Annotated in this window: 21 protein-coding genes; 14 read left to right on the plus strand and 7 right to left on the minus strand. The window is 49.7% G+C overall.

Annotated elements, in window-relative coordinates; genetic code table 11:
* Positions 1-22: 22 nt before the first annotated feature.
* The 14 genes from BN8_RS18890 to BN8_RS18950 all read left to right on the plus strand — a co-directional run bounded on the left by BN8_RS18890 (position 23) and on the right by BN8_RS18950 (position 13,031).
* On the plus strand, positions 23-2,785 hold the full coding sequence (locus tag BN8_RS18890) for an RHS repeat-associated core domain-containing protein (protein ID WP_009283526.1): 2,763 nt from the start codon (positions 23-25) through the stop codon (positions 2,783-2,785).
* Between the two features lie 3 nt (positions 2,786-2,788).
* Positions 2,789-3,205 (plus strand): tetratricopeptide repeat protein, encoded by a 417-nt coding sequence (locus BN8_RS18895; RefSeq protein ID WP_040006252.1) that lies wholly within the window; start codon positions 2,789-2,791, stop codon positions 3,203-3,205.
* A gap of 1 nt (position 3,206) precedes the next feature.
* The gene (locus tag BN8_RS33390) at positions 3,207-3,365 is read left to right on the plus strand and encodes a hypothetical protein (protein ID WP_192579077.1); all 159 of its coding nucleotides are present in this window, start codon (positions 3,207-3,209) and stop codon (positions 3,363-3,365) included.
* Positions 3,366-3,397: 32 nt separating this feature from the next.
* Positions 3,398-3,625, plus strand: a complete 228-nt coding sequence (locus BN8_RS33395) for a hypothetical protein (protein ID WP_040006253.1) — start codon at positions 3,398-3,400, stop codon at positions 3,623-3,625.
* 74 nt (positions 3,626-3,699) lie between these two features.
* Complete coding sequence (locus BN8_RS18905) at positions 3,700-4,182, plus strand: DUF4123 domain-containing protein (RefSeq protein WP_009283527.1); 483 nt, start codon at positions 3,700-3,702, stop codon at positions 4,180-4,182.
* A 41-nt stretch (positions 4,183-4,223) separates the two neighbouring features.
* Positions 4,224-4,547: a hypothetical protein gene (locus tag BN8_RS18910; RefSeq protein ID WP_009283528.1), complete on the plus strand. Its 324-nt coding sequence runs from the start codon at positions 4,224-4,226 to the stop codon at positions 4,545-4,547.
* Between the two features lie 56 nt (positions 4,548-4,603).
* Positions 4,604-4,900, plus strand: a complete 297-nt coding sequence (locus BN8_RS18915; protein ID WP_009283529.1) for a hypothetical protein — start codon at positions 4,604-4,606, stop codon at positions 4,898-4,900.
* A gap of 212 nt (positions 4,901-5,112) precedes the next feature.
* On the plus strand, positions 5,113-5,631 hold the full coding sequence (locus tag BN8_RS18920; RefSeq protein WP_009283530.1) for a DUF2135 domain-containing protein: 519 nt from the start codon (positions 5,113-5,115) through the stop codon (positions 5,629-5,631).
* 58 nt (positions 5,632-5,689) lie between these two features.
* Positions 5,690-7,465, plus strand: coding sequence for a PKD domain-containing protein (locus BN8_RS18925; protein WP_009283531.1), 1,776 nt, complete (start codon positions 5,690-5,692; stop codon positions 7,463-7,465).
* A gap of 8 nt (positions 7,466-7,473) precedes the next feature.
* Positions 7,474-7,935: a GPW/gp25 family protein gene (locus BN8_RS18930; protein WP_009283532.1), complete on the plus strand. Its 462-nt coding sequence runs from the start codon at positions 7,474-7,476 to the stop codon at positions 7,933-7,935.
* A gap of 4 nt (positions 7,936-7,939) precedes the next feature.
* Positions 7,940-9,880 (plus strand): type VI secretion system baseplate subunit TssF, encoded by a 1,941-nt coding sequence (locus BN8_RS18935; RefSeq protein WP_009283533.1) that lies wholly within the window; start codon positions 7,940-7,942, stop codon positions 9,878-9,880.
* Entirely contained in the window at positions 9,877-10,896 is a 1,020-nt protein-coding gene (locus BN8_RS18940) for a hypothetical protein (protein ID WP_040006254.1), read from the plus strand. The genes BN8_RS18935 and BN8_RS18940 overlap by 4 nt, the downstream gene beginning before the upstream one ends.
* 47 nt (positions 10,897-10,943) lie before the next feature.
* A complete protein-coding gene (locus tag BN8_RS31930; RefSeq protein ID WP_009283535.1) occupies positions 10,944-12,296 on the plus strand; it encodes an OmpA family protein in 1,353 nt (450 codons plus the stop codon).
* Between the two features lie 21 nt (positions 12,297-12,317).
* Positions 12,318-13,031: a hypothetical protein gene (locus BN8_RS18950; protein WP_009283536.1), complete on the plus strand. Its 714-nt coding sequence runs from the start codon at positions 12,318-12,320 to the stop codon at positions 13,029-13,031.
* A gap of 13 nt (positions 13,032-13,044) precedes the next feature.
* Here BN8_RS18950 and BN8_RS31935 read toward each other — a convergent pair whose 3' ends face one another.
* From BN8_RS31935 to BN8_RS31940, 7 genes are all read right to left on the minus strand, one after another.
* The gene (locus tag BN8_RS31935; RefSeq protein WP_192579078.1) at positions 13,045-14,331 is read right to left on the minus strand and encodes an OmpA family protein; all 1,287 of its coding nucleotides are present in this window, start codon (positions 14,329-14,331) and stop codon (positions 13,045-13,047) included.
* Between the two features lie 44 nt (positions 14,332-14,375).
* Entirely contained in the window at positions 14,376-15,374 is a 999-nt protein-coding gene (locus BN8_RS18960) for a hypothetical protein (RefSeq protein ID WP_144051771.1), read from the minus strand.
* Positions 15,375-15,593: 219 nt separating this feature from the next.
* Positions 15,594-16,454 (minus strand): hypothetical protein, encoded by an 861-nt coding sequence (locus tag BN8_RS18965; RefSeq protein ID WP_009283539.1) that lies wholly within the window; start codon positions 16,452-16,454, stop codon positions 15,594-15,596.
* Between the two features lie 25 nt (positions 16,455-16,479).
* Positions 16,480-19,329, minus strand: a complete 2,850-nt coding sequence (locus BN8_RS18970; protein ID WP_040006257.1) for a tetratricopeptide repeat protein — start codon at positions 19,327-19,329, stop codon at positions 16,480-16,482.
* Between the two features lie 19 nt (positions 19,330-19,348).
* The gene (locus BN8_RS18975) at positions 19,349-20,563 is read right to left on the minus strand and encodes a hypothetical protein (protein WP_229368158.1); all 1,215 of its coding nucleotides are present in this window, start codon (positions 20,561-20,563) and stop codon (positions 19,349-19,351) included.
* A 66-nt stretch (positions 20,564-20,629) separates the two neighbouring features.
* Positions 20,630-22,552, minus strand: coding sequence for a serine/threonine-protein kinase (locus BN8_RS18980; RefSeq protein WP_009283542.1), 1,923 nt, complete (start codon positions 22,550-22,552; stop codon positions 20,630-20,632).
* A gap of 15 nt (positions 22,553-22,567) precedes the next feature.
* Positions 22,568-24,271, minus strand: coding sequence for a PP2C family protein-serine/threonine phosphatase (locus tag BN8_RS31940; RefSeq protein ID WP_009283543.1), 1,704 nt, complete (start codon positions 24,269-24,271; stop codon positions 22,568-22,570).
* Between the last annotated feature and the right edge of the window lie 47 nt (positions 24,272-24,318).

The raw sequence follows: 24,318 nt of genomic DNA on the forward strand, positions 1-24,318 counted from the left end.
AAAAAGTATTCCTGAACCCACCATGTTTGTCGTTAAACGAGATCAGATCGAGGCTTTCCGACTTCCCATGCGGGAAGCGGCCCGCGATAAGCTTATCGCTGATCTGGCTGACGACAATGTTCAGGTTTCTCCGGACAAAAAAACGCTCATTCAAACCGACGAAGCAGGCAACAAAACCACCCTATCCTATTCGGCAGACGTTCTGCCCGCAACCATTACTAAGCCATCGGGCGTACGCTACCAGATGGCATACGACAACGACGGCCGACTGTCTCAGTTTACGTACCCAAGTGGGGAGCAGTTAGGCTTTACGTTTAATGAAGGTCAATTACAACGGGTAGGTACATCACCCGACAAATCATACCGATTCGACTACAATAAGGGGCGGTTGACCCGGGTTATTTACCCCGGCCAGAAAAGCCAGCAGTTTGTTTATACTGATTTTGGCGACCTGTCAGTTCTGGTAGATCGAACTGGGCAGACGCACCGATTCACCCGAACACCAGATGGCCAGCTACAGGCCATTCACGATCCACTTAACCGCTCTGTTCGGTTCATTTACGACGAGGAGGGTTTACTCAGCGATTTAGTTTTTCCAGACCAGACCCGTCAATCGTATCAGTACGACCAAGACGCCGACATACTCCACCTTCAACTGCGCGATGGCAAACAGTTTAGTCAGCATTACAATGGTGAACAGATTACCCAGCTACGTTGGGAGCAAGGACCAACCGTTCGGTTTGACTATAACGAGCAGAATCAGCCAACCCTGATTGACTCCGGTACGTACGCCGTCAGGTTTGCGTACGATGAACTGAACCGACTTATTAGTGAAGCAAGCCCTGCCGGCAGCACTGCTTTCGCTTATGATAAAGCCTCGCGTCTGACGCAGCTAACGTTGCCGACGGGGCTGGCTGTGGGATATATATATGATTCAAATAGTCGGATTGTCGGGCTACAGGTAGCTGGCCAAGTAGTCCAGTTTATCTATAACGAGCAGGACCTACTGGCCGAAATTCGGTATCCAAACGGAGTTACGGAGTACCAGCAGCGGAACCACACCGAAGGCTTACGGCATGTCCGGGTACAAAACGGCCGGGGGCGGCTCCTATGTGAACAATCGTACGCGTACGATAGTTGGGATCGGCTCAGCCGCTATCAGGATGCAGCAGGCAAACAGAACTTTCAGCTTACGTACGACGACGAATCCCGGCTGACGGGTCTGCTCGATGCACAAACCCGACAGCTCATTGAGCGCTTTTCGTACGACGCCAAAGGAAACCTGACCGTATTCAACGGGCATCCTGTTCAGGTTGGGTACATGGACGAGGTTCGGCAAATCGGCCGAATGAACGTCCATTATGATGCCCTCGGGAATGTCATACGCGTAAACGGTCCTAAGGGGAAGTTACGTCTTTCATTTGCCCGAAACAGCACACTGGCGAGTGTAGAAACCCAGTCGTCGGGTACGTGGCGATACGAGTACGATGGCATCGGACGTCGGATTAGCAAGACCAACGGCATTGAACGCTGGCAATTTGCCTGGGCTGGTTCGCAACTGGTAATCGAAACCTACGAGAGCCAGCCGGGCGCTGCGCCCCTTGTCCGCGAGTACGTTTACCTGCCCGACAGCCAGGTGCCGGTAGCGTTCCGTGAAAGCAATCAGCTTTACTGGATGCAGGCAGATGTTCGGGGAGCCATCACATACGTATACGACCAGCAAGGGCAGGTTGTTTGGCACGGCAGCTATTCGGCCTTCGGAGAGCTCACCATACATCACACCCGGATTCGCCAGCCCTGGCGGCTGATGGGGCAATACGAAGACAGCGAAACGGGCCTGTATTACAACCTCGCCCGATACTACTGCCCCTGGCTAACAACCTACCTGAGCTTAGACCCGGAATGGCTCAACCCGGAAACATATTACTACAGCTACGCACGCAACGACCCATACAACCGCGCCGACCCATTGGGCAATATAGCGCCGTGGTTGATTGCTATAGGAGTTAAGTCGATTGTTAGCGGAATCATTGACGGTGTACAAGTAGCTTCGCAAGGGGGAGGCTGGCGTGATGTACTTGGAGCAGTAGTAAAAGGTACATTGATTACTGCTGGTAATACGATTGGAACATTACTTGGAGGACGGGTTGGGCCATTAGGCGCGCGAGTTGGAGGAGCCATAGGGACAGGAATTGGCACTTTTTTGGGTGAGCTTGCCGAACAAGTAATAAAGGGAGAGGAGATTTCAGTAGCTTGTGCGTTGAAAGAGGCAGGAAGTGCAGCTTTAAGTGGAGCTTTACCAAGTGGTAAAAGGTCAAAAGCAAATGCTAATAATAGCCAGATTAAAAATATTGTTAGTAAAGCACCAAAAAGCAGAGGCACAAAGGCACTGTCTGTAAATGAGCTAAGTAAACATAGAAAAAAAAGCAAACGGCTACAGTATGTTGGAAAAACGCCGAGTAAGAACAGTGCAACAGGAGAGCAAGTAAAAGAAAGAATGCGTAATGAAAAGCCTCCACGATATAGAGTAGTAAAAGGTAAGGGATATTTTAAATCCCGAAAGGATGGTGAATGGTACCCAGAGGAGGTGGCAGATATGGCTCATCATCCTAAAGATGCCGTAGATTATTGGAATCAAAGAGGGAAGTATCATGGACCTAAATCAAAGCCAGTGAGAGACTGGATGAAAAATTCGAAAAATTATGAGTTAGAGCACAGGAGTTATAACCGAAGTGAAGGCGCAAAATCAGGTAAACGTTACCAGAACCCAGTGAATAAAGGTTAAAATATGGAGTTGAAGGACGAAATTTACGAACAAATTAAGTCGCTCTCAGAGAAGGGCGAAAGCTATTATGAAGATGAAAAGTATGATGATGCAATAGAAAAATATCTTCAAGCATTATCACTAGTACCAGATCCTAAAGAGGACTGGGAAGCAAGTACTTGGTTATATGCAGCACTTGGTGATGCGTTAATGAGTATGAACAAATATTTAGATGCATTATCAGCTTTCAGAAGCGCGGAGAAGTGTCCTGATGGATTGGGTAATCCTTATATTACTCTGATGATTGGGGAGTGCTACTTCGAATTGGAGAATATAGAGCTAGCTAGAGAGTACTTGCTTAAAGCTTATGCGCTGGAAGGCGAGGAGATATTCGATGATGAGGAAGAGAAGTACTTTCAATTGATAATAAATTTAATATAATATGGAACTACCAGAGGATATACAAGATAAGATTGACATTCTTATGGCAGAGTCTGAAAATTGCTTTGCTCAAAAAAGATATGATGAATGTGTAAAGTATGACCTACAGAGTTGGGAGTTGATTCCAGATCCTAAAAAAAATACACAGATAGTTATTTAATAATTGATAGCCTGATATCATTGTACTTCATAATGAAACAATATAATGAGGCTCGTAGATGGGTGTCATTACTGTATGATCTAGATAGGTTACACTTAGGCGAGGAAGAGATGTGGTTAGGAAAAATTGCGTATGAAGAAGGGAATTTAAACATTGCTACGAAATGGTTTCAAGTAGCGTTCCAAAAGTCTGAAGGAAGATTATTTTTAGGTAGAGATAGTGAAAAATACTATAAATTTTATTTACAAAGTCTAAAATAACTTAAAAGTTAGAGAGTTAGTACAGCCGTTTGAAATTTCAGGTTTTTCAATTCGATTTTTAAATTCATTTGATTATGTTTCACCTCCTCGACGGCGCTAAAATGGTCTTTGCCCTTGATGAAGCAAAGGAGTTGAACCCTGTATTTGATTCACTATATCGGGGGCAGAGTCAGGAGTTGTTGGCCCGCATTGCGCCTTACTTGTTCCAGTATGAACTGGGCGATGAATTTGACGAATGGCTTCGGGAGAATTACGGTCAATCGTGGGGGGTGGGTGTTGCTAGCAACGAGTCTATGGAAGTGCTGCATAAACACTTTCGTAAATTTTTGCTGGTAAAAACAGAGGAAGGTAAAGAACTCTTTTTCCGGTATTACGACCCCCGCGTGTTGCGTACGTTTTTGCCGACGTGTGATACCACTCAGTTGCAGGAGTTTTTCGGGCCAGTAACGTATTTTTTCATGGAAGACGCTGACCCAGATTACAGTTTACATTTTTGGTTAGAAAAGGGTTCATTAAGAACAAAACGAATACTGAAAGAAGCTAAAAACAAGAATTAAATAACTCATTATCCTAGTTTTCACAAAACCAATTTCACACCATGGGAGCTTTAGCAGACAAAGCCAATGACCTGATAGGCCGCTCACGTGCCGAATTCCAATGCAATCAAGTCATCAATCAAATCTTCTTCGACAAGAAGGACGCCGGTAAACTGGCTAAGGATTACCTGAGTTGGGGCGTCGAAACGTCATTGCCCGCCGAGGGCGTCGTTGTGGTCGGAAAGGACGGGGCGCACGTTGGCGTATTTGTCAACGAGAACGAATTTGTTCATTCCAGCACGCGCCAATTCCAGGTCATCAAGGTCGGCAAAGACCAGTTGCCGTGGGTTTTTCCGCAGGGCTGGGTATACCGCAAGGAGCGTTGAGTACGTCAACGCTCAGCTTTTATTGACTATCCACAACCGTTAACCACGTAATCGCTATGGCAACTGTCCAGTTCAAGCCTCTGGAAGACCTTAGTATTCATTACAAAGGCAAATACGTTCGATTCGCCGGTAAGTTTGCATCGAAACGTACCTCCTATTCCAATCAGAATTTTGTGCTTCAGCCGGGTGCGGTCGGGTTCTGCTACGCGGCTAGTCTGGGCGTGTTACACGTCGGATTTCAATCGGTAAAACCTGGTATTCTTCCGGATAAGAATGCAGTGAACTGGGCCAACTGGCCGTACCACATTGGGGTTAGCCCGTTTGAAGAAAGCTGTTGGGAAATCGAGTCCTAGGGGCTTTATCCCAATTAATACCCGTTTCGCTTTGACATTAAATATACCCCCAACTCCCTGAAGGGCTACCGGGTGCCGGATGGTTTAGCCCCTTCAGGAGGTTGGGGGTATAGTCAAACTTAATGCAAAGTAGCGTAACTCCTGCCTAAGTCGTCACTTGGGGCATTACAATATTATCTTTCAAATAACCCACTGTATCCTTTACCTAATCTATGACCAAACTCTTTACCTCTCTTTTAAAATGGACGCTGATTCTATCGATGTTATTGATTACCGGTTGTCGGCGTAACATCGATATTGTTATTCCCGAACTGGTAGGCAATCCCGGCAATCCGCGTTTCAACCTGCAATTCACCAATGAGCGTAATGTTGATCTGGATTTATACGTAAAGGACCCTAACGGAGAGATTTTATATTACCGGAATCCTCAGGCTCGTTTGAGCACAGGCCAGCTTGACGTCGATTGTCTTTGTGATGATTGTCCGCAAGGCCCTAATGAAAACATCTTCTGGTCACTTCAGACGCAATCACCGCGCGGCAAATACGAATTCTGGGTCAACTATTACGACTACTGCGACACGCAGCAGGCCTCCAGTTTTACGGTAAGGGTCACCAATGATAGCCGTATAGCCCCGTTAATTTTTAGCGCTCAGGGTACGTTGTCCATTCGCAAAAGCAATTCGACCCGCTGGATTTACGATACAGACACTAATAAAGTAACCGTAAAATGATAGACACTCTGCTTTCATACTAACGATTTCCCCTACGTAACTTCTAATTCCACACGCAATGAAACCACACTATTACCTGCCCTTGCTTCTTCTCTGCTTCGTTCTGAGCTGTAAAAAGAAGGAAGTGCTCAACCTCCCTCCTACTGCTAATGCGGGCACGGACATTACCATTAATCTGGGTCAGAAAGTGACGCTCAATGGCTCGCTTTCCAAAGACCCCGAAGGTACGGCCCTCGTCTACAACTGGTCGTTTAAGTCAAAGCCAAACAATAGCCAGGCCACTATTCAGAACGCTACGGCCGCCAACGCGGAGTTTACACCCGATCAGGTGGGCACGTACACGATCACCCTGCGCGTGACCGACGACCAGAGTCAGTCTGCTACGGCCGATGTCAACGTAATGGTCAGTCTGCCAGGGCGAGCGCCAACGGCCAGCGCCGGTGCTTCGCTAACCACTACGTATGGCAATAAGGTGGTATTAGACGGCTCAGCATCGAGCGATCCGGATGGCGACAAACTTACCTACAAGTGGGGCTTCAAGACCAGGCCTTCGGGCAGTTCAGCTACCCTCCCCATCACGAATGACACCCAGGCCAAGGCTGAGTTTGAACCAGACGCTACGGGTCAATACGTACTGACGCTGAGCATATCAGATGGCATCTGGCCGGTGGTCACGTCTGACGTAACGGTGACGGTCAACGAGTCGCCATCGGTAGATGTCTGTCCCCAAAATGGTCGGATTGATGTAAACACTACCTGGAAAAATCTGGTACAGGACCCAACTAAGCCGGATTATATTATTTGCAAGGATATTGAGTTAAATGCTATTTTGACTGTGGAACCGGGCGTAGTAGTGGTCTTTAAACAAAATGCAGGATTAAGCACTACTACGGATCGCAAAGGAGCAATTATCGCTAAAGGGACTGCCGATAAGCGAATCGTATTTACCGGTGAACAAAAAGTAGTCGGGTCCTGGAATGGCTTATCGTTAATAGCATCAAATGATATACGCAATGAGCTGAGCTATGTAGACGTCTCATATGGTGGTGCGGCTGTAGGACGTTTTGTAGGTGAACTGGCTAATGTAAATATATCGTCCTTTGGTGGACCCACCACTGTTAAAATAACTAACTGCTCGTTCACACACAGTAAGGGCCGTGGTATTTACGTTTCAAATGGCAGCACATTGAGTGAATTTTCCAATAACCGTTTTACAGATAACACATTATACCCTATTCAGCTTCCCGCTTCGCAAGTGGAAAAACTCGATGAAAACAGTACGTTTGCTTCGAGCAATGGCATAAATGTAGTAGCCATTTATGGCTCATTAAACAATACTAAGGAAACCACCTGGGGGCCATTCAAAGACGGCACAAAATACCGCTTCATTGAATCGTTTGGTGCTGAATCAGGCTTGGTCATAAAACCGGGAGCTGTATTTGAAATTGCTTCTCAGAAAGCTATCGGCATTGGCGGAAATGGTTACCTGATCGCCAAAGGAACAGCCGATAAACGTATCATCTTCACGGGTGAAGTGAAAACCCCGGGCTCATGGGGCGGCATTCTCTTTGACAACAGTAAGGATGTTCGTAACGAACTGAGTCATGTGGAAATTTCTTACGGCGGTGGCGAACCAGCTTACCTCTATGCAGCCAAAGGTAACGTCATATTAGCCTCTGGCTTTGGCATAACGGGTCGAGTTAAGATGTCGAACTGCCTTGTTAGTAATAGCTCCGAAGTCGGCATCGCCCAGTACCGCGGTACGCTCATCCTGGACAGTCCGGATTCCAATACGTACACCAACAACGCCAAAGGCAACATTGGTTTGCCCTAACTACCGCCATGCCCGACGACTACTACCGCCTTCCCCTGCGCCTGGATCTTCTGGTACGCGGGGCTGACCTCCGACAAGACCCCAGGCTTGCCCGCGAGGTAAACTGTTCGCTCGAAGAGTCAATACATAGCCACGTGTACCTGATCGTTACGACCAAATTTAAGGAAGCGCGGTATGATCCGCTGTTTGGCTGTACGATCTGGGACGATGATTTTCAGATGGGCAACGATTCGAGTAACAATGGCTACTGGACCGACCGCGTCAAAGCGTCAATCCGGGATGCCATCCGGCGGTATGAGAAACGGCTCGAACGAATTGGGGTAGAGGTTGATCTGGACCGCGACGGCTCCACCGACGCCCACAAACGCCTGCTGGTAACGGTCACGGCCGAAATCCGGAAGTCGAACCACCGCCCATTTGAATTCCGGCATGAGTTGATGATTGCGCCATTCATCGCTAAACGCAGCTAACACAATGGAGCCCCTGAACAGCCTTAGTTTCACCCGGGAGGAAATCCGCCGTCGAATGACTCAGACCGCAGCCGCTACGTGGCAGATGCGTGTCAAAGACGTCGAAGCCGCCGATCCACTCGTCGGTTACCTCATGGATGCCTGCGCCTACGAGTTCGAGAACACGGCCAAGGCCATCGATGCTACCCGCCAGCAGATCATAGACCGGCTGGCCAGTGTTATGTGTCCGGAGGTAATTGACCTACCCCGGCCGGCTCACGCCGTTTTCCACTGCCGCCCCGAGGATCCTCTGCTCGACCTGCCCCAAACAGCGCAGTTCTTTTACCGCCAGCCGGGGCAGACCGCCGACGATAAGATAACGGATCTGTTCTTTTCGCCTGTCATTACAAATAGACTCGTCAACGGCGACATTCGCTATCTACTGACGGAACAAGGACTGGTACAGTTTCGTGGCCGGGACCGCGTTACCTTAGAAACCCGCGTTCGCCCCACGCAATTCACCGACTATCAATCAGTCTGGCTAGGTGTAGAGATCGACAGCCGCGTACCCTCGCTCGCAAATCTGGCGATTTATTTCGACTGGGAAAACGAACTGGAGCGGGTGAAAGCGACCTACTATCGTAAATTACAGGACCCGACTCAGGCCCACTGGTTTTTGAATGGTCAGCAGTTACCTACACAGCCGGGCCTTCAGGCTGCTCCACCCATTAATGATTCGCCAGAATACGGCTCGTCAATCCGGAACTGGGAAGGCGAGCAGCGTTTGGCTACTCAACTGGACGCCCTGAATCAACTGGAAGAAGAAGTACTGACGCACTACGCGCATCGGTTTGTAACCTTCGGCGACGTACCCGACCGTACGCAGATCAACTACAGCACGAGTGCGCATCCGATTACTTATGAATTCACGCCGGTGCAACAGCAGAAGTATTTTCAGCAGGAACTACTTTGGCTCGAACTGCGACTGAGCCGCGATTTTCCGTCGGCGGCTCTTCCCCGCATGGAAGTGCGGCTGAACTGCGTACCAGTTATGAACCGGCACCTGAACGAAGCGATCCAGCGGTTGCAGCAAACGCTCAACGTATATCCATTGATCTCTCAGGAAGAGTTTCTGTTTATCCGGCGCGTGTACGATGCCGAAACGAACGACCTCTACCGCTCATCGCCCCTGCGCAACGCCGAAGAGCTACCAGAAAACTCGTTCATGTGGCGTTCTCACGGCGTAGGGCGCTTTGATAACCGCAATGCCCGCGAAATGCTGCACTACGTTCAGCAAATGCTTCTGGAAGAAAGCCGGGCGTTTTCGGCACTGGGTTCCGGGCTGTTTGCTCAGACAATCGAGAACCTGAATCGGAACGTCGAAGAACTTAGCCAGCGATTGCAGAGTAACGACCAGGAAGGTTTTAAAGTAGGGCATCCTTACATCTTCGTACGTCCTCGTCGGCAGGACACCAACATCCATGTCGAATTCTGGAGTACCAACGGCAGACTGGGTAACGGCATCCTGGCCGGTACGCGCCTGGCCATCTACGACAAGCGGTACTTCATGCGCGATGAGAAAGAGGATTTGTTTCTCGTAACAACAACGACCGGCGGGCGCGATAAACCCAGCGTCACAGAGAAAGAACATCAACTTCGTCAGGCGCTCCTCACCCGCCAGCGGCTCGTTACACTCGAAGACATCCGGGCCGAATGCAAAGCGTATTTTTTCGGACGACTAGGTGATATTCCTGTCGACGTAGTGGTTGAAAAGCAGTTTGCTGAAGGTCTCATTGAAGGGGCTGGCTATGTCCGTTGCCTTGATGTACAGATCATTCCCCTGGCCCGAACTAATCTGAGCGAGGCTGAATGGGATGCAGAGTGCGAACGCTGTCGACTGCATTTAGCAGCACGGTCGGCCATGAACCTACCGTATCGAGTTCGAGTCAATCCCATGTACCTATGACCCTTCGCGATTACGCCAACGAGATCAGCGGGCTGGGCAAACAGGTCGATGTCCGACTGGAGATCATTCTGGCCGAACTGTACGGCAACGGTCTGGACCCGCGTCACGATGTACTGATTCATGCGGCAGGCTTGTTTGCCAGATCCTACCGGCGGGATGTGGGTCGTACTGAAGTGGGACAGTCTAATTGCCTCGAACGAGCGGGCGATCAAACTGACCAGATGCATGAGCCCCCGCTGACGGACACCGAGTCGCGGGATTATCTGAATATTGAGGTCCATCGAGACGGATTATACGACTACCTGCCGGAAGGTTTATTTCACCAGCCAACGACCTTGGCCCGCGACCAGCGCGAAGTGTTCGAGGATTTTGATGAGCAGGCACGAAGGATTCGGGCGGCCCGGCGGTTTTTCCAGCCCATTGAACAGGAATTTTACCTGCAGCGGCTTCTAATCGAACTCGAAGGACGGAAGTATCAGCTTACGGAAGAAAATATTACCCGATACAACGGGGGCGACATGCTCCGCGACTTCTGGGGGTTACCGTCCGATCTGCTCGATACACGACAGTTGGCTAACTTGCTGCATCTGCTGCCAATCGCGTATCAGATCAGCACCGATACCGTACTGATCAAGTCCGTTCTGGAACTGCTATTGAACGTACCGGTACAGTTACAGATGGGCCCACCACTTTCCTACGTGATCGAACTAGCCCCGGGCGACGTTCCGGCGCCGAACGAGTTATGCCGGGCTGAGTTGGGTAATTTCTCGCTGGACGGTCTCTACCAGGATACCATGCCGACCTACGAACTGACAATCGGCCCGCTGACGACCGACCAGCTCACTGATTTTTTGGCAGGTGGCCGTAACCGAACCATTTTAGATCTGCTGATTGGTTACTTTCTGCCTACTGAGTCGGATATACTGAAGCATTTCATTACTAACGACGCCGATCGCTTTCTGGTTTTGGCGGAAAATGAGCCAACCAGCGTATTGGGAATGGCTTCGTACATCTGATTCATACCATTTCTAATTCACGTGTTCAACTTTTATAGCTACAGTCTATGCGCCTAACGTTCTACTTTGTATGTTGCCTTATCACCCAGGTTGCGCTGGCCCAAGATCGGATTATCGGCAGCGATAACACGGTTATTTTGGGTAAAATCAGGTCGGCGTCACCCCAGCAGATTCACTTCCTGAACGCGACAACCAACCGCCCCGACTCGATCGTTAGTGAAAAGGTGCGGGAACTACAGTACGGCGATTCACTTCGGGTTCTGGTTTTTCCAGCGACGGAACGAGATCAGATTCGGCTGGTGTCGATGGCCGAGTTCCAGGATATGATCGCCCGCGATGATTACGCTCAGTTACTCCGGAGCAAAACAGCCCGCTACGATCTGACCTTTACGGCTCCGCCCAGCAACCGCACTACACTCGTGCTGACACCCGACGCCCGCTCAAAGCTGACCCCGCTCGTAACGCTGCTTCGGACACGCGCTAAACTTTCGTTTGCCGTAACAGCACATACGGATACGGTTGGGCTGGCCGGACCAAACAAACTGGTAACCGAACGCCGGGCCGCAGCCTTGCGGGCATATTTTATCAGCAACGGTCTGCGGATTAACAATTACGTTTTCAGCGGCCGTGGCGAAACGGAGCCCCTAGGCGATCAGCAATCGCTTAATCGACGCATCGAATTCCAGTGCATGGCTATTCAGGGGGTTTCTCTGCTGTTTTCAGAACCATACGTACCGCCCAAACGCCCGGAACCGGTTGTACAAAAATCTACAGCAACGCCCGCAACTCAAGAGACATACACACGAACTCAGCCTGTAGAAACGAAACCTAAAAAAGCGTTCAGCATCATTGTTTTCGGTGAAGGTCTATACACGCTCGAGGCTCTTGCCGACAGTTGGGTCGATCCGGACAAAGGCCCCGGCATTCTACAGGGATTTGGCGGAGGTTTACTGGTCACGTACTTTCTGACACCCGGCATTGGCGTGAGTGTTCAGGGTGGTTATTCGCAGTGGCAGGTACGTCGCCGGTACGTCACGCCGGACGGTGCCGTTCAATACACTAATGATCAGTCTTTACAGCGTATTTCGGGCTTGGCAGGATTTCGGCTGTACGCGCTGAAAGCGGTTTACATCCAACCGATGGTTGGCGGGCAGATGCTTACGTTATCCAGCGAGAATTCTGAAACCCACCCTGACGGCACGAGTACAGCCGAAACACAGAAGTTTTTCCCAACAGCGGGTGGTAGTATCGGCTTCGAACTCGGGAAAAGTAATCTGCTGATTGACGTAGCTGCCCAATACTATTTCACACCGAACCAATCCTTTTCGACCGTTACGGAGCCACTCCACTTTGTAGGTCTTCGACTGGGTGTCGGATTCCGTTCTCAGAAAAAAAACTAACCACATCAATCAACTTCTATCATGAAATCAACTGCATACGTCATTTTTTTCGCGCTAGTTCTTTATGCGGTCGTAAATCTATCGTCCTGCCGTCGGCAGATCGACATTGTTGTTGACCCTAAAAAAGGATTCTCCAGTGATATTCAAAAGATTGTCCCTAAGCCAATTATCGATACCCTCCGTCGTCGAGGCATGACCATCAACGAGGGGCTGATACCACCTACTCTGGATGGCATTTACATTGCCGACCCCTACACCCTGCTGAGCAGAACCGGCCCTACAGATAATTACCGGGTCGGTGAAGTCATTAGCAAATATTATTATAAGTTCTATGGACAGACACAAAGCGGGTCAATTACCTACGACTTTACAAACACAAGCGACATTGGCAAAGGAAATGGGGCTTTCATTGCAGGTAACGGTAATGCATTCACTATTTTTTCAGAAGATAAGGGGCGAGCGTCGGGCATTGACTATAAAACGCTGGCTGTTATGTCTGGAGAAATTACATCAACCGGCATTAAAAACTTTCAGTACGCTTTTGTCATGAAAGAGAAGCAGGGAGAAGCCCCTGAAAAGGTGGGTAAGCTTATTGCTGTGGGGCAGGCCCGAATTTGGTATGATGGAAATTACTTAGCTGAGAAGTCTAATTTCTATCCACAATCAATCGGCGACCAACCAATGATACAGTCCAGCCAGTTGGGTTCTGTTAAAGTTAGTGAACGTCAGCAGTAGACCGATGAGGAGTTTAAGGCGTATTCCGGACTAGCGATAAGCTGACCCGCCTATTTTTCGCCCGGTTTTCCTCCCGGTCGTTAGGCGCAACAGGCAGCTGGCTACCCCGCCACGAGCGTACCAGTTGCTTATCAGCAACGCCCTGTCGGCGCAGATAAGCCGCTACAACATTAGCACGAAACTCGGACAGAACCAGATTCAGCCGTTCGTCGCCTTCGTTATCCGTATGGCCAGTCAAGTGCAGGGTATAGTTTGGGTTGCTGCGTAACAACGCAGCAACCTCTTTTAATACCGTTTCTGACTGCTGAAGCAACTCATAGCTGCTTTGCTGAAAATAGAGCGCCGGTAACGAATCGGCTGGATTCCAGCCCGGCGCTGGGGAAGTAACAGTTGAGCCTGTTACCTTTTCCAGCCCCGAGACTGATACAGTATTTAATCCACTCAAAACGGTAATAAGTCGCCTTTCCTGAACTGTTCCCTGTCCATTTATTACGAGCAATTGGTAGCGTTGCGGCAGCAACTCATACGCTACAAAAGTTTCAGGATAGCCGGGTACGCCGGTTAGTTTTATCTCTTTCCCACCGGATTCTGATCGCAGCACGTATTGATAGGCAGCACTGGCTGCCTGAACAGACAAAATTGTCAGGGAGCGCAACAATCGAATGTGGTGCTTTCGAAGTTGACCATCCAGAACATCGACAATAAAATTCCCCTGATACGACTGGTATCCGGATGCAATTACTTCCAGCGCAACAATATCTCGCTGGGTAAAACTGGTCGTGACTATTCCACTGTTGTCGCTAGTCAAGCACTGTTTTTTACCGCTTTCCGTAGAAATGAAGCAGACTTGAGCGGGTACGGCTCGCCCGGTGAGCGCATCAGTAACAGCAAATGCATTGGGCTGTCGTCCTTTAATAACTTCCTGCGCTGTAGGCTGAACAAAATGCGTTTGTTCGGTTTGCAGATAAGGCTGATCACTACCTTGCCGATCCACGGCAAGCAGTGGAATGATGACAGAAACAGCATCAGTTTGATTAGACTTTACCTTTGTATTCAACCCGAGTGTCTGTGTACGATACCCTGTCCGCTCAATAATAAGCATCCGCACTCCGCAGTCTAGATTGAGAGTAAACGTCCCCGTCTCGTCCAGACTACGCCCAACTTGTCGGCGACCACCCGGAGTCTGAATGTAAAAGTCGGCACTGAGTGGCCGACGGCTGGTAAAATCCAGCACTACACCGGTCAGTCGCAGGCATGATGCCGTGGGTGAACTAACCACGACAGTACTTGCCTTGGACATAATCATTAAGGCTAATCCTCCACTTATGTACAAGCTACGGTACATCAATTTTGCTTGACATCAATACTGACCTTATTTAGTAGCACCTGCTCAGTAGCATCGTCGTCCTGTCTATTTATTGTTTTCGACGGATCAGATAGTTTAACGCGTACCTGCTTCGTCATAAAGTCGCTGTGGACGACCTGCTCGTTTTTACCATATCCAGTAAATGTCTGCTGCCCAACGATAATGCCGTAATAAGTGCCATCGGGGGCTCGTTTCAGACCATTAATGAATTGCGTTTCGACCCAATTTAACTGATACGTAAAATAGGGTACCAGCCGAATCTGATTCAGGTATTGTGCGACCAGATAACTGCGTACACCAGGCCGACGAGCCAATGTCACTTCAATCATGGCACCAGGTAAAAAGAGGGCTTTGACTTGCTCAATCGCCTTATCTTTTTCGGTATCACTCCGATTCCGATCCGTAATGATATCCAGGTAGCTAATAAATTGGTTGACTCTTTGGATTGATTGCGCTCTGTACTTTTCTCGCTCGACGGTTTGCGAGTCGGGCACTGCACCAACTGAGCCCAACGTATCAGAACGGGTTGGCTGAGAGAAAGTTGTTACCCTGTCTGGAACAATTTGTTTAACTGCCTTAATTAAAACCGTATCCTGAGGCATTGTTGCTAACATAGGTAATGTGCCCTGCTGCATTTTGACTAAAGTAGAATGCAGTGAAGTCAGTACGGCAATGGCGTCGGCGCGTGGACCGATCAGCGAATGCCTACCGTCCTGATACAGAATAGCGACCAATTCGCTCTTTTTCACAGACGCTACCTGATTATCCGGGCTGAGATAGTTTACGGAAGAGTCGCTTTCGTGCGAAATTCGCACCGGCAAAATCGCAGGTGAGGTGCCTCTGACCAGATAATCATGTTCTGGTTCGGGTGGTACTGCCGATAGGTATTGGCTCAGTTGTTCACTAGCCACAGCGGCATCAGTCGGCAGTTCCGACAGAATCAGAAAACTTCCCTTGTTGTTGAACGCAGCCAGCACCCTGGACCGACTAAAGGTATACGCCCTGGCAACGCCATTACGTGTGTGTGTGAACGTTACATTACCGGCTGCGATGGCCGTCGGGCGCGCGTTGGGAAGAGAATCACCGTTGCTAAAATACATCACATCCTGGCCTAGTCCTTCCGTAGCAGATGCCAGAAGGCCAGTAATAATGCACGTCCATAAAACGAAAAGTCGGCAGCCTGTGTATATCATCGTTCAATGCATAGCCTGAACTATCTGTTTTGTCGCATCGGTCAAGAATACCTCCAGTTCGTTCTGGTTCATCACCTCGTACGACTTCACATTCGTACGAGTTGTTACGGGTATTAGCTGGCCGTTTTTATAGCGATAAATGCAACCTTCCGTACAAGGGGTATAGTGGATTTTATATGTACCAACTACCTCGTTAGTCTTTACCGCGATCAGTTTAAACTCGATTGAAGCCCCCTGTCGCTGAAACGGCTCCAGCAATTCGATTGACTTTTCACGCCCCTTCCTGAGAACCCGATAACATACGTTCGTGTCGTAATTGACCTGCCGGTCCAAGTTAATCCATTCCAGAATAAGATCTGTGTTGGTTAATCCATGCACCTTTGAATAATCAACGCTACCGGTTTTGTCGAGCACGTCGTTGAAGAGCCGCCGATCACGCACTGTAAAACCTTCCTGAAACAGTTGTTTCTCAATGGCGTTGTAGAGCAGTTTCTCCGCATACATGTCTGATCCGGTTCCGAATGACGATTCATACGCCACTCGTGACCGACTTCCCGGCTGGCTACGGGAAGATGAAGCTGGAAGCCCATCCCGGTAAGACTCCGGTACGCGCAGGACGATTTTCGGGGTCGGATTTACCAGCATAATCTGCGTCAGCGATTCAGATGCGTGTACCTCGGCAGGCTTCTGCGGATACCGAAGCAGTACGATCCGGCTGCAGCTACTCAGGCTGATTATCCAGACGAGTCCGATGAGCAAACAAAACAACCTGCATCGGTTCCGGGAATTGCCGTGGCGCATCACCCCGTTTTTAACCGAATAGGAATGAATCAATGATGTGATAGTATGGATAGTGGAGAACATACGTACAGATTTACTCCTAACTGCCTCACTTCAGGTACTTATCGGTCAATTGCCGAAAGGCTTTATTCTTACGGAAGTCCTTGCGGGCCAGGTCGATTAATTTATCCTTTCGGATGTCGGCTGATGTCAGAACTTTATCCTGGAAAGCTCGCTCAAACCAGGTTAGTGCCCCCGTTTCGTCGTTTCGTTGCAGATATGCACAAGCCGTTGCGTAAGCAGCCCGGGCTGCATATGGCTGCGTTCCCTGGCATCTGGCCAGGTACGGTAATCCCGCATCGGGCTGCCCGGCATATAGGTAAGCTAAACCCGTATTCAGCCAGCAATCATGACGGCATACCAGCGTATCAGCCTGCAGAGCATCTTGCTTAAGATCCGTCAGCGCTTCTGTATACTGCCCGATTCCAATGTAGCTTGCACCCCGACGTAAAAGAGTTTTGGTCTGCCATTGCTGAGTAGAATCCAGCCGGGCTACCTCTCCGTACGCCGTGATTGCCTCGGCATAATCACCCTTCTTTTCAAGCGCGCTGGCTTTGGCAAAATAATAAGGAACAGATGTAGGATTTCGCTCAATCGCCCGCTGGTAGTCATCAACAGCCCGGTCTAAGCGGCCCAGCGCTTCATAGGCTGCACCCCGATCGAGGTATCCGGTCACAAAATTTTCGTCCAGCTTCAGCGCCGAAGAATAATCATCAACCGCTTTGTCATATTGGTTGGTTGCCGCTTCACACTGTCCCAGTCGATAATACATATCCCGGAAGAACGTAGGTGTGTAGTTCTTTTCAATTTTTTTCTGAGCGCTTTTCACTGCAATCAGAGAAGGAATTGCATCAACATACTTCTTCAGTTGAACCAGAGCAGTAGCTTGGCCAAGCATGGCCGGATAATTGGCTGGGTTTATGGTCACAGATTGGCGGTAGTCTGCCACAGCCAGATCATACTTTCCGGTAGCCATGTATGCTTCGGCCCGTTTGTCAAAGGGGGGGCCATCAGTTGGGGCGTACTTAATCGATGCCGTCAGATCGTCAATAGCCTCCTCGTATGCTTGCTGGTTGAAGTAAGCAAATCCACGTTCATACAAAGCCTGTGGCGATGCACTTCGTACGGCGATGGCATCAGTCAGGTGAAGAACGGCCTGCTCATAGTTCTTAGCCTGGTTAGCCTGTTGCCCCAGCGAATAGAGGCTAAATACCACCGAATCCATACGAGCTGAGTAGTCAACAGGAGCCTTCTTCTTCACGGCATCAGCAAAATCGGCTCCGCAAAGTGGGTACTGCTTTTGCATTGCATAAATCATTCCACGCCAGAAGTAGGCATCTGGCTTGGCAGGAGTCAGCTCAATAGTTTTGGTAAAATCAGCGACGGCAGCATCGTATTGCTGGTTCCGGTTACGGAGTAGCCCCCGGTCGTAATAATACGCTCCCTGGTTTGGATTCAGGGTTATGGCCTGCGTAAAATCTTCATCAGCCGCGGCCAGGTTGTTGGTACGTACCCGAAGTTGACCCCGCTGCGCGTAAATATTATCGTTTTTGGTGTCTATGTTCAAATAAGCCGTCTGATCGGCAATGGCCTTGGGCAGGTTACCCAACTTGCGATTGAGGTCGGCCCGGGCCAGCAGGGCGTCCAGGTTAGCATAGTCCAACTCGATCGACTTATTGAGGTCTTTCATCGCCCGGTCATCCTTATTCAGCTTTAGATAACACTTGGCACGACCCAGGTACCAGTCGGAATTAGCTTCTTCTTTCTTGATGATTTTGTCGTAATCGCTGACCAGTTTTTCGTACTGTCCCGACGCGAACTGTTCGTCAAATTCAGTTTTGATGTTGGCTTTTCGAGTCAGGTCTTTAATGACGACCAGCAAAGCGGTGGAATCTGGAAACTTAGCCTGAATTTTGTTGTAATACTGTAAGGCCTCGTTGTACTGGCGTTTTTTACGCGCTAGTTCAGCTTTCTCCGCATTTTCCCGCAGCAGTTCACGTTCGGCTATTTTAGCCGCGTTCATTAAGCGGTTTACTTTAGAAATTTTTATACTGGGAATTTCATCTTCGTACTGTTGTGATTTATTAAATTTCTCAGCTTCTCCATACGACCGCAATGCCCCCGCGTAATCTTTATTGGCCAGCGCTTTGTCGCCCTCTGTGATGTAATTTTTATAAGTTTCCCGAAGCTTTTCTTCTTTCCTTCGTTCCTCATCGAGTCTAGCCTGCTCTAATTCAGCCCGCTCCTTCTCGGCAGCAATAGCTGCGCTGTCAACCGGAGCGGGGGGCTCTACAAGCGTTACGTTATTAAGCGCGGCTGTCACGGAGTCGCCAGGTGCCAGAAAGCCGATCTGTGCAATCATCACGGTCCACTTTTTACCCACCCGTTCAGCCCGCATTTCGGCAACGCGGGGAACAGGCCGAAAAGCAACAGCTGATTGATTATTCTTTCCTTTGAAAAGTTGTGTGTAGAAAACCTTGACGTACGTATACCCCCTTTCTTTTACACTTGACACCTTTACGTTTGAAAAAGCGATTGTGGGTTCCGATGACTTAGTGTAAAACAAGTCGAGATTGGCAAGATATTTCTCGATTTTGAGATCAAGCGGCTGATCAATGGGTCGTTCTGGCTGAAGATCGTCTTCGATTATCACATCTTGATTGTAAAACAGGCGATTGGGTGTATCAAGGGCAAGGCTTTTTCTGACAATTTCCTTGCGCTGCGCTTCTTCAAGATCTTCATCAACCAACACATTCAAAAAGTCGCTAAGACCGCGTTCAACTTTGCGTTGAGCCAGCAGTTTAATTTCTTCACTATCACGCGTTGTAATACCCTGCGCCAAGCTCCGGCCGGGCATTAGCAGACCTGCCAGAATAAGTAAGTAAAGGTTACGCTTCATAATCAGACGAGTAAATTCTTTATTTATCAATCAATCCAATATTGCCAAGCAGCACCCGCCACTTCACTTCTTTGCCGGTCACTTCCGACTCATCGCTTTTCGTGTACGATTCAAGTTTTACCTTAATGCTTTTCTCCGTTACGTCGCTGTACATCACATCCTGGCCGTTTTCACTGTAGCCAGTGAACGTTTGCTGCCCTTTAATTAGTCCGTAGTAATTTCCGTCAGTAGCCTGGGTTAACTCACTGACGTACTGAACCTCCGTCCATTCAATAGCGGTCGACGCGTACGGCAACAGTTTCAGCTTCCTCAAATAATCACCAATTTTTAGCTTACGTACACCCGGACGCTTTGTCGATGACACTTCAACGGTCGCATCGGGCATAAACCAGCCAAGAGCCTGATCAATAGCTTTGTCCCGTTGTGTATCATCCAATTCTCTATTGGTAATGATATTCAGGCAGGCGACAAACTGATCAACACGATTGAGAGCATCCGACCGGTATTGCTGATATTGGGCCTCGGTCAGTGTTGGTTTTACGTCTGTAGTTGTTGCAACTGCTTGTCGCTTCGATACCGACGGCTCAGGTTTTGGCTTGGAAACCTCCGTTTTTACTATCGGTTCGCTGGATTTGATAACAGGAGCTTTCGCGGCCGTTTTTACCCCTCCCTTCACCGGTTTTGCCGGCGTCGGCTTTGTAACATTTGCTACGGTTACGGACTTGGTAACCGGCGGAGTAAACAACCGTTTTAGCTCCCCCCTAGCGCTATTTACCGCCGTTACGACCGCTGCCGGTGGCATGAGCAACTTATGCCGCCCGTCGCGGTAGAAAATGGCCGCCAGTTCCCGTTTATTGATAGAAGCGGCTCCTCCTGTCGGGGCTTTATAGTTAATAACTTCGTCGCTTTCGTACTGGATTTGGGCCTGGATCACCGAAGCAGGGCTTGCTTTCAATAAGAGGTCGTAAGTACGGCGCGACGCTTCATCTTTATTGAATGCGTCAATTTCCTGTTGCGCCTTGACAGGGTCCTGGTCAAGATCGCTGATAATTAAAAACCGGCCGTCGGCCGCCACGGCAACCAGCAGGTTTTCCCGGCGCGAACTAAACGTACTAGACTTACCGTTTCGGACGGCAGTAACCCGTACCCTCTCCCCTTCTGCGCCGGTCAGTTTACCCGGCAGGCGATTGCCATTGGCCAGATAAATCGTTTCCTGAGCGTAGAGACTACTCAAGGATATTAATATAATACTTCCAATTAGTAAAATTAGTCTCATCCTCTATTGGTTAATTGAATTCACCTACCACGTTTGATTTAGCCGCCCCAAGGCTCCCTGAGCGTTCCTATTACCCTGCCGGGCTGACACCCGATACCATTGCACCGCTTTGTTTTCGTTTTGCTCAACGCCCTCCCCCAGTTCATATAGCGTTCCGACGTAGTATTGTCCATCTGCGTTTCCCTGATTGGCCGCCCGCATATACCACTTCAAGGCTTCGGTTTTATTAGCAGCGACACCATGCCCTTCGTCGTACATAATTCCCAGGTTGATCTGCCCTCCTGCGTTCCCTTGCTCGGCAGCCGCCCGGTACCATTTCAGCGCCTGGGTATAATCCTTCGACGTTCCAAGGCCGTTGTAGTACATTGACCCCAGGTTATTTTGTCCATCGGCATTACCGGCGGTTGCTGCTTTCTGATACCATTTTAGGGCTTCAGTGTAGTTGCGCGCCACGCCCAATTCATGCTCGTACATATAACCGAGATTTGTTTGCCCAATAGGTGATCCCAAGTTGGCAGCCTTCTGGTACCAGTAAATTGCCTTCTTGTAATCTCGTACTTGGTAGTACTGATACCCTACCTCGTAGCAGGAATCAGCCATCGAAAGAGCAGCCAGTACTTCGTCTGTCACCTCCCCGATCTCAGCAGCTGGCGTCACGATGGCCTGGGGCGAAGCCGCCTGAACAGCTGGCGTAGAGGACTGAATACGAGAAATCCACACTCCAGCGACGACCACTACGGTACCCAGCGCGAGAAGCGCCCAGACTCGACGGGGTTGGTGTTGAAGCCTGTTCAGCCATTTGCTAGCCCCTGTGTTTCCGTGTACGTTCGAAATAGGAGCCAGTGAGCCATCCGGTGTGAGCGACATATTCTCGTAGTTCACGGGGCTAGCCATCATCTCAATCGGAGTAATGACCGTATTAGGCTCCTGAATCTGTGTAAATTCTTCCAGATACGGTTGCGCCTGGTGGCTGTCGTTGGGTACATTATTAGCCTGGACAGTTTCTGCCGGGTGAGCATCGGTCGCCTTCGCAGGCATGACTCCGATCTCAGCAGATTGATCGACATGCAGTGCCGCCTTTAGTGTCTCCTTCATTTCCTGGCAGCGTTGGTAGCGCTGACCTGGGTGTTTAGCCGTAGCTTTCGCAATAATGGCGTCGATCCGTTGGAGTACCCGCTTGTCTTTGGCTGATACGTTCGTTAGGAGTTCCGTCAACTTGGGAAGCGGTTCGTTCCGAATCTTGTTCTGCACCTGAACGACCATATCAAAATTCGTTACCTGCGGATAAGGCGAACTCCCGACAAACATTTCCCAGAGCGTTACGCCCAGTGAGTAGATATCGCTCCGCCAGTCAACAGCCGCTGGATTCACAATCTGCTCCGGACTCATGTATGCTACCGAACCCATCTGTAGCTTTGGATCGGTCAGGGTGCTTTCGAATGTAGAGATGCGCGAGATACCAAAATCCAGAATTTTTGGATTTCCATCGGGTTCAATGATGATATTACTCGGCTTAATATCGCGGTGGACGACACCCTGCTCCTGCCGGGAGCCGATCTCTACTACTACATGATGAGCATAATCGAAGGCATCCAGTAGTTGGGCAAACATCCGGATTGTAACTTCGGGCTGGCGGTATGTTTCAGGACTGCTACGCAAATGCTCAGACAGCGTTTTTCCTTCGACGAACTCCATGACAAACGCATCCCGATCGGGGTCCAGCCCCAGGATCCGGACAATCCGCGGATGATTTAACATCTCAAGAATCTCAGCTTCCCGGATAAACCGGCGCCGAATCGGTTCATCGTCCCGAAGCTGCTCCAGCAAAAATTTCACGGCTACCCGTTCGCGTTTGCCCCACACCCGCTGCGCTTCATAGACCACGCCCATGCCCCCAGCCTTGATCTTGCGGGTTATTTCGTAGTCGAATAGTTTAGTGCCAATCATACCTGGAATGACGTCTCAGAGCGTCTCGTTTGGGGATGGTGTGGAGCTGGGCGAATTCGGAAGCTGCTGTCCTTTTCGGTTAATCCGGTAGGTCTTACCCTGCTGGTCCGTTACTTCGGCGGTACAGTTATTATCTTCTTCGAAGGTCTGTGCAGTGATATACTTACGGGGCGCGATGAGTTCATAACCGTCTAAGTTGACGTAGCCCCACCAGTCGCCCCTTCGCACCGGTATCATCCCGCAGGATTGGCTCGGGTTACCCATCAAATCATAGATTTTACCTTGCTGGCTGATGACTTTCGGTGAATCATCAATGGTAACGGGTATTAAGCCCCATTTGAATTGTGAGAGTTTAACCTGTTCAAATTGTGGAGAGAATACTAACCGACCACCAGTGCGTCGCAGACCAAGTTTACCCTGTTTGTCCTGCACTACCTCCAGTTTCATCCGGCTCAGCGTCTGTACAACCTTTAGTCCACTGTCATCCGAGCTGTCCTGGCTATCAGCGGGCTTCTTTCCCTGACTCGTTTCATCTGCCTTTTCTGCAACCGGAGCAACCATCGGCGGCTTGGCAACAGGTTCAGGACGTTCGGGCAAGCTACTGACGGCCACTTTCGGTGCTCGCAAGGCATCTGGTTCCCTAGTCCGCGATTGACCAAACCGCCACCATAATCCATAGCTTCCTCCGCATACGAGTATGACGACCATGACCCATAACCACCGCGCAGATCCACTTGCTCCAGGCTTACTGATCGATGGCTGTTTTTGAAGAACCGGTTGGTCAGGAGTATCCACTTTGCCATGAACCGGAGCGACCGCATCAACGCTGGCAAGGGCCGCTGAATATGCATACGATACTGATGGTTCTGGCCGTGGTACCCCAATCAGCGTTACGGCATCATCTGGCTCTGTGGCCTCTGGCCGGGTGTAAATGGGAAGTACAATTTTGGAAGCCGGCTGCACATCCCCCCTGACAGCTGCTATCTGGATGAGATAAGCCGTGAAGTTATCACGTGTATGGCCATTGCAGCAGGCCAGCAGGGTATTAATTTTTTCGGCGTTGGAGTCGTCGCTACCAAGTATTTTTTCGAGCAGTTCATCGCTAATCCTTTCGAGTATCCCATCCGTACACATGAATAAATAGTCGTTGGGTCGCAGATCATTCAGCAACTGCACATCGGCCTGGGCCCGCTTATGCCCAGCCTGAATCGCCCGGGTGATGATGTTCCGCTGCGGATGCAACCTCGCTTCATCGGCTGTCAGCACCCCCGACTGAACGAGTTCGTTAACGTACGAGTGATCACTGGTACGCCATTGAATAGCCCCGTCCCGAATCAAATACACCCGACTGTCGCCGAGGTGCGCTACGGTAACGCCCGCATCATGCCGATACACAAGTGTCAGCGTAGTCCCCATACTCTTGGCCTGCGCATTGGCCGCCACGTAGTCATCGAAGCAATCATGAACAAAATTGAGCGCCTGCTGGATGTATTGCTCGGTGACTACCGTAACGGGATGATTCCGAAAATAACGATCAAACTGAGCAGCGGCCAGTTGGCTGGCTACCTCACCCCGTTCGGCGCCACCAACGCCGTCGCAAACCAGAAACCAACGTTGATCCGGATCCACTCGTTCCGGATTTGGAAACAGCGTATCCTCGTTATTACTTCGGCTACCCGGTCTCGTAAAGCCGATTGGCGGGGTAATGAGTACTTCCATCGCTTTCAAGCGGAGCTAGTCATGTTTGAATTCAAAGAATCAGCCTC

The sequence above is a fragment of the Fibrisoma limi BUZ 3 genome (assembly GCF_000296815.2).
GTDB classification, from domain to species: domain Bacteria; phylum Bacteroidota; class Bacteroidia; order Cytophagales; family Spirosomataceae; genus Fibrisoma; species Fibrisoma limi.

Bases quoted from the DNA above. Each gene is read 5' to 3' on its own strand.
- BN8_RS18890 (WP_009283526.1), top strand. From the start codon at position 23: ATGTTTGTCGTTAAACGAGATCAGATCGAGGCTTTCCGACTTCCCATG.
- BN8_RS18895 (WP_040006252.1), top strand. From the start codon at position 2,789: ATGGAGTTGAAGGACGAAATTTACGAACAAATTAAGTCGCTCTCAGAG.
- BN8_RS33390 (WP_192579077.1), top strand. From the start codon at position 3,207: ATGGAACTACCAGAGGATATACAAGATAAGATTGACATTCTTATGGCA.
- BN8_RS33395 (WP_040006253.1), top strand. From the start codon at position 3,398: ATGAAACAATATAATGAGGCTCGTAGATGGGTGTCATTACTGTATGAT.
- BN8_RS18905 (WP_009283527.1), top strand. From the start codon at position 3,700: ATGTTTCACCTCCTCGACGGCGCTAAAATGGTCTTTGCCCTTGATGAA.
- BN8_RS18910 (WP_009283528.1), top strand. From the start codon at position 4,224: ATGGGAGCTTTAGCAGACAAAGCCAATGACCTGATAGGCCGCTCACGT.
- BN8_RS18915 (WP_009283529.1), top strand. From the start codon at position 4,604: ATGGCAACTGTCCAGTTCAAGCCTCTGGAAGACCTTAGTATTCATTAC.
- BN8_RS18920 (WP_009283530.1), top strand. From the start codon at position 5,113: ATGACCAAACTCTTTACCTCTCTTTTAAAATGGACGCTGATTCTATCG.
- BN8_RS18925 (WP_009283531.1), top strand. From the start codon at position 5,690: ATGAAACCACACTATTACCTGCCCTTGCTTCTTCTCTGCTTCGTTCTG.
- BN8_RS18930 (WP_009283532.1), top strand. From the start codon at position 7,474: ATGCCCGACGACTACTACCGCCTTCCCCTGCGCCTGGATCTTCTGGTA.
- BN8_RS18935 (WP_009283533.1), top strand. From the start codon at position 7,940: ATGGAGCCCCTGAACAGCCTTAGTTTCACCCGGGAGGAAATCCGCCGT.
- BN8_RS18940 (WP_040006254.1), top strand. From the start codon at position 9,877: ATGACCCTTCGCGATTACGCCAACGAGATCAGCGGGCTGGGCAAACAG.
- BN8_RS31930 (WP_009283535.1), top strand. From the start codon at position 10,944: ATGCGCCTAACGTTCTACTTTGTATGTTGCCTTATCACCCAGGTTGCG.
- BN8_RS18950 (WP_009283536.1), top strand. From the start codon at position 12,318: ATGAAATCAACTGCATACGTCATTTTTTTCGCGCTAGTTCTTTATGCG.
- BN8_RS31935 (WP_192579078.1), bottom strand. From the start codon at position 14,331: ATGTCCAAGGCAAGTACTGTCGTGGTTAGTTCACCCACGGCATCATGC.
- BN8_RS18965 (WP_009283539.1), bottom strand. From the start codon at position 16,454: ATGTTCTCCACTATCCATACTATCACATCATTGATTCATTCCTATTCG.
- BN8_RS18970 (WP_040006257.1), bottom strand. From the start codon at position 19,329: ATGAAGCGTAACCTTTACTTACTTATTCTGGCAGGTCTGCTAATGCCC.
- BN8_RS18980 (WP_009283542.1), bottom strand. From the start codon at position 22,552: ATGATTGGCACTAAACTATTCGACTACGAAATAACCCGCAAGATCAAG.
- BN8_RS31940 (WP_009283543.1), bottom strand. From the start codon at position 24,271: ATGGAAGTACTCATTACCCCGCCAATCGGCTTTACGAGACCGGGTAGC.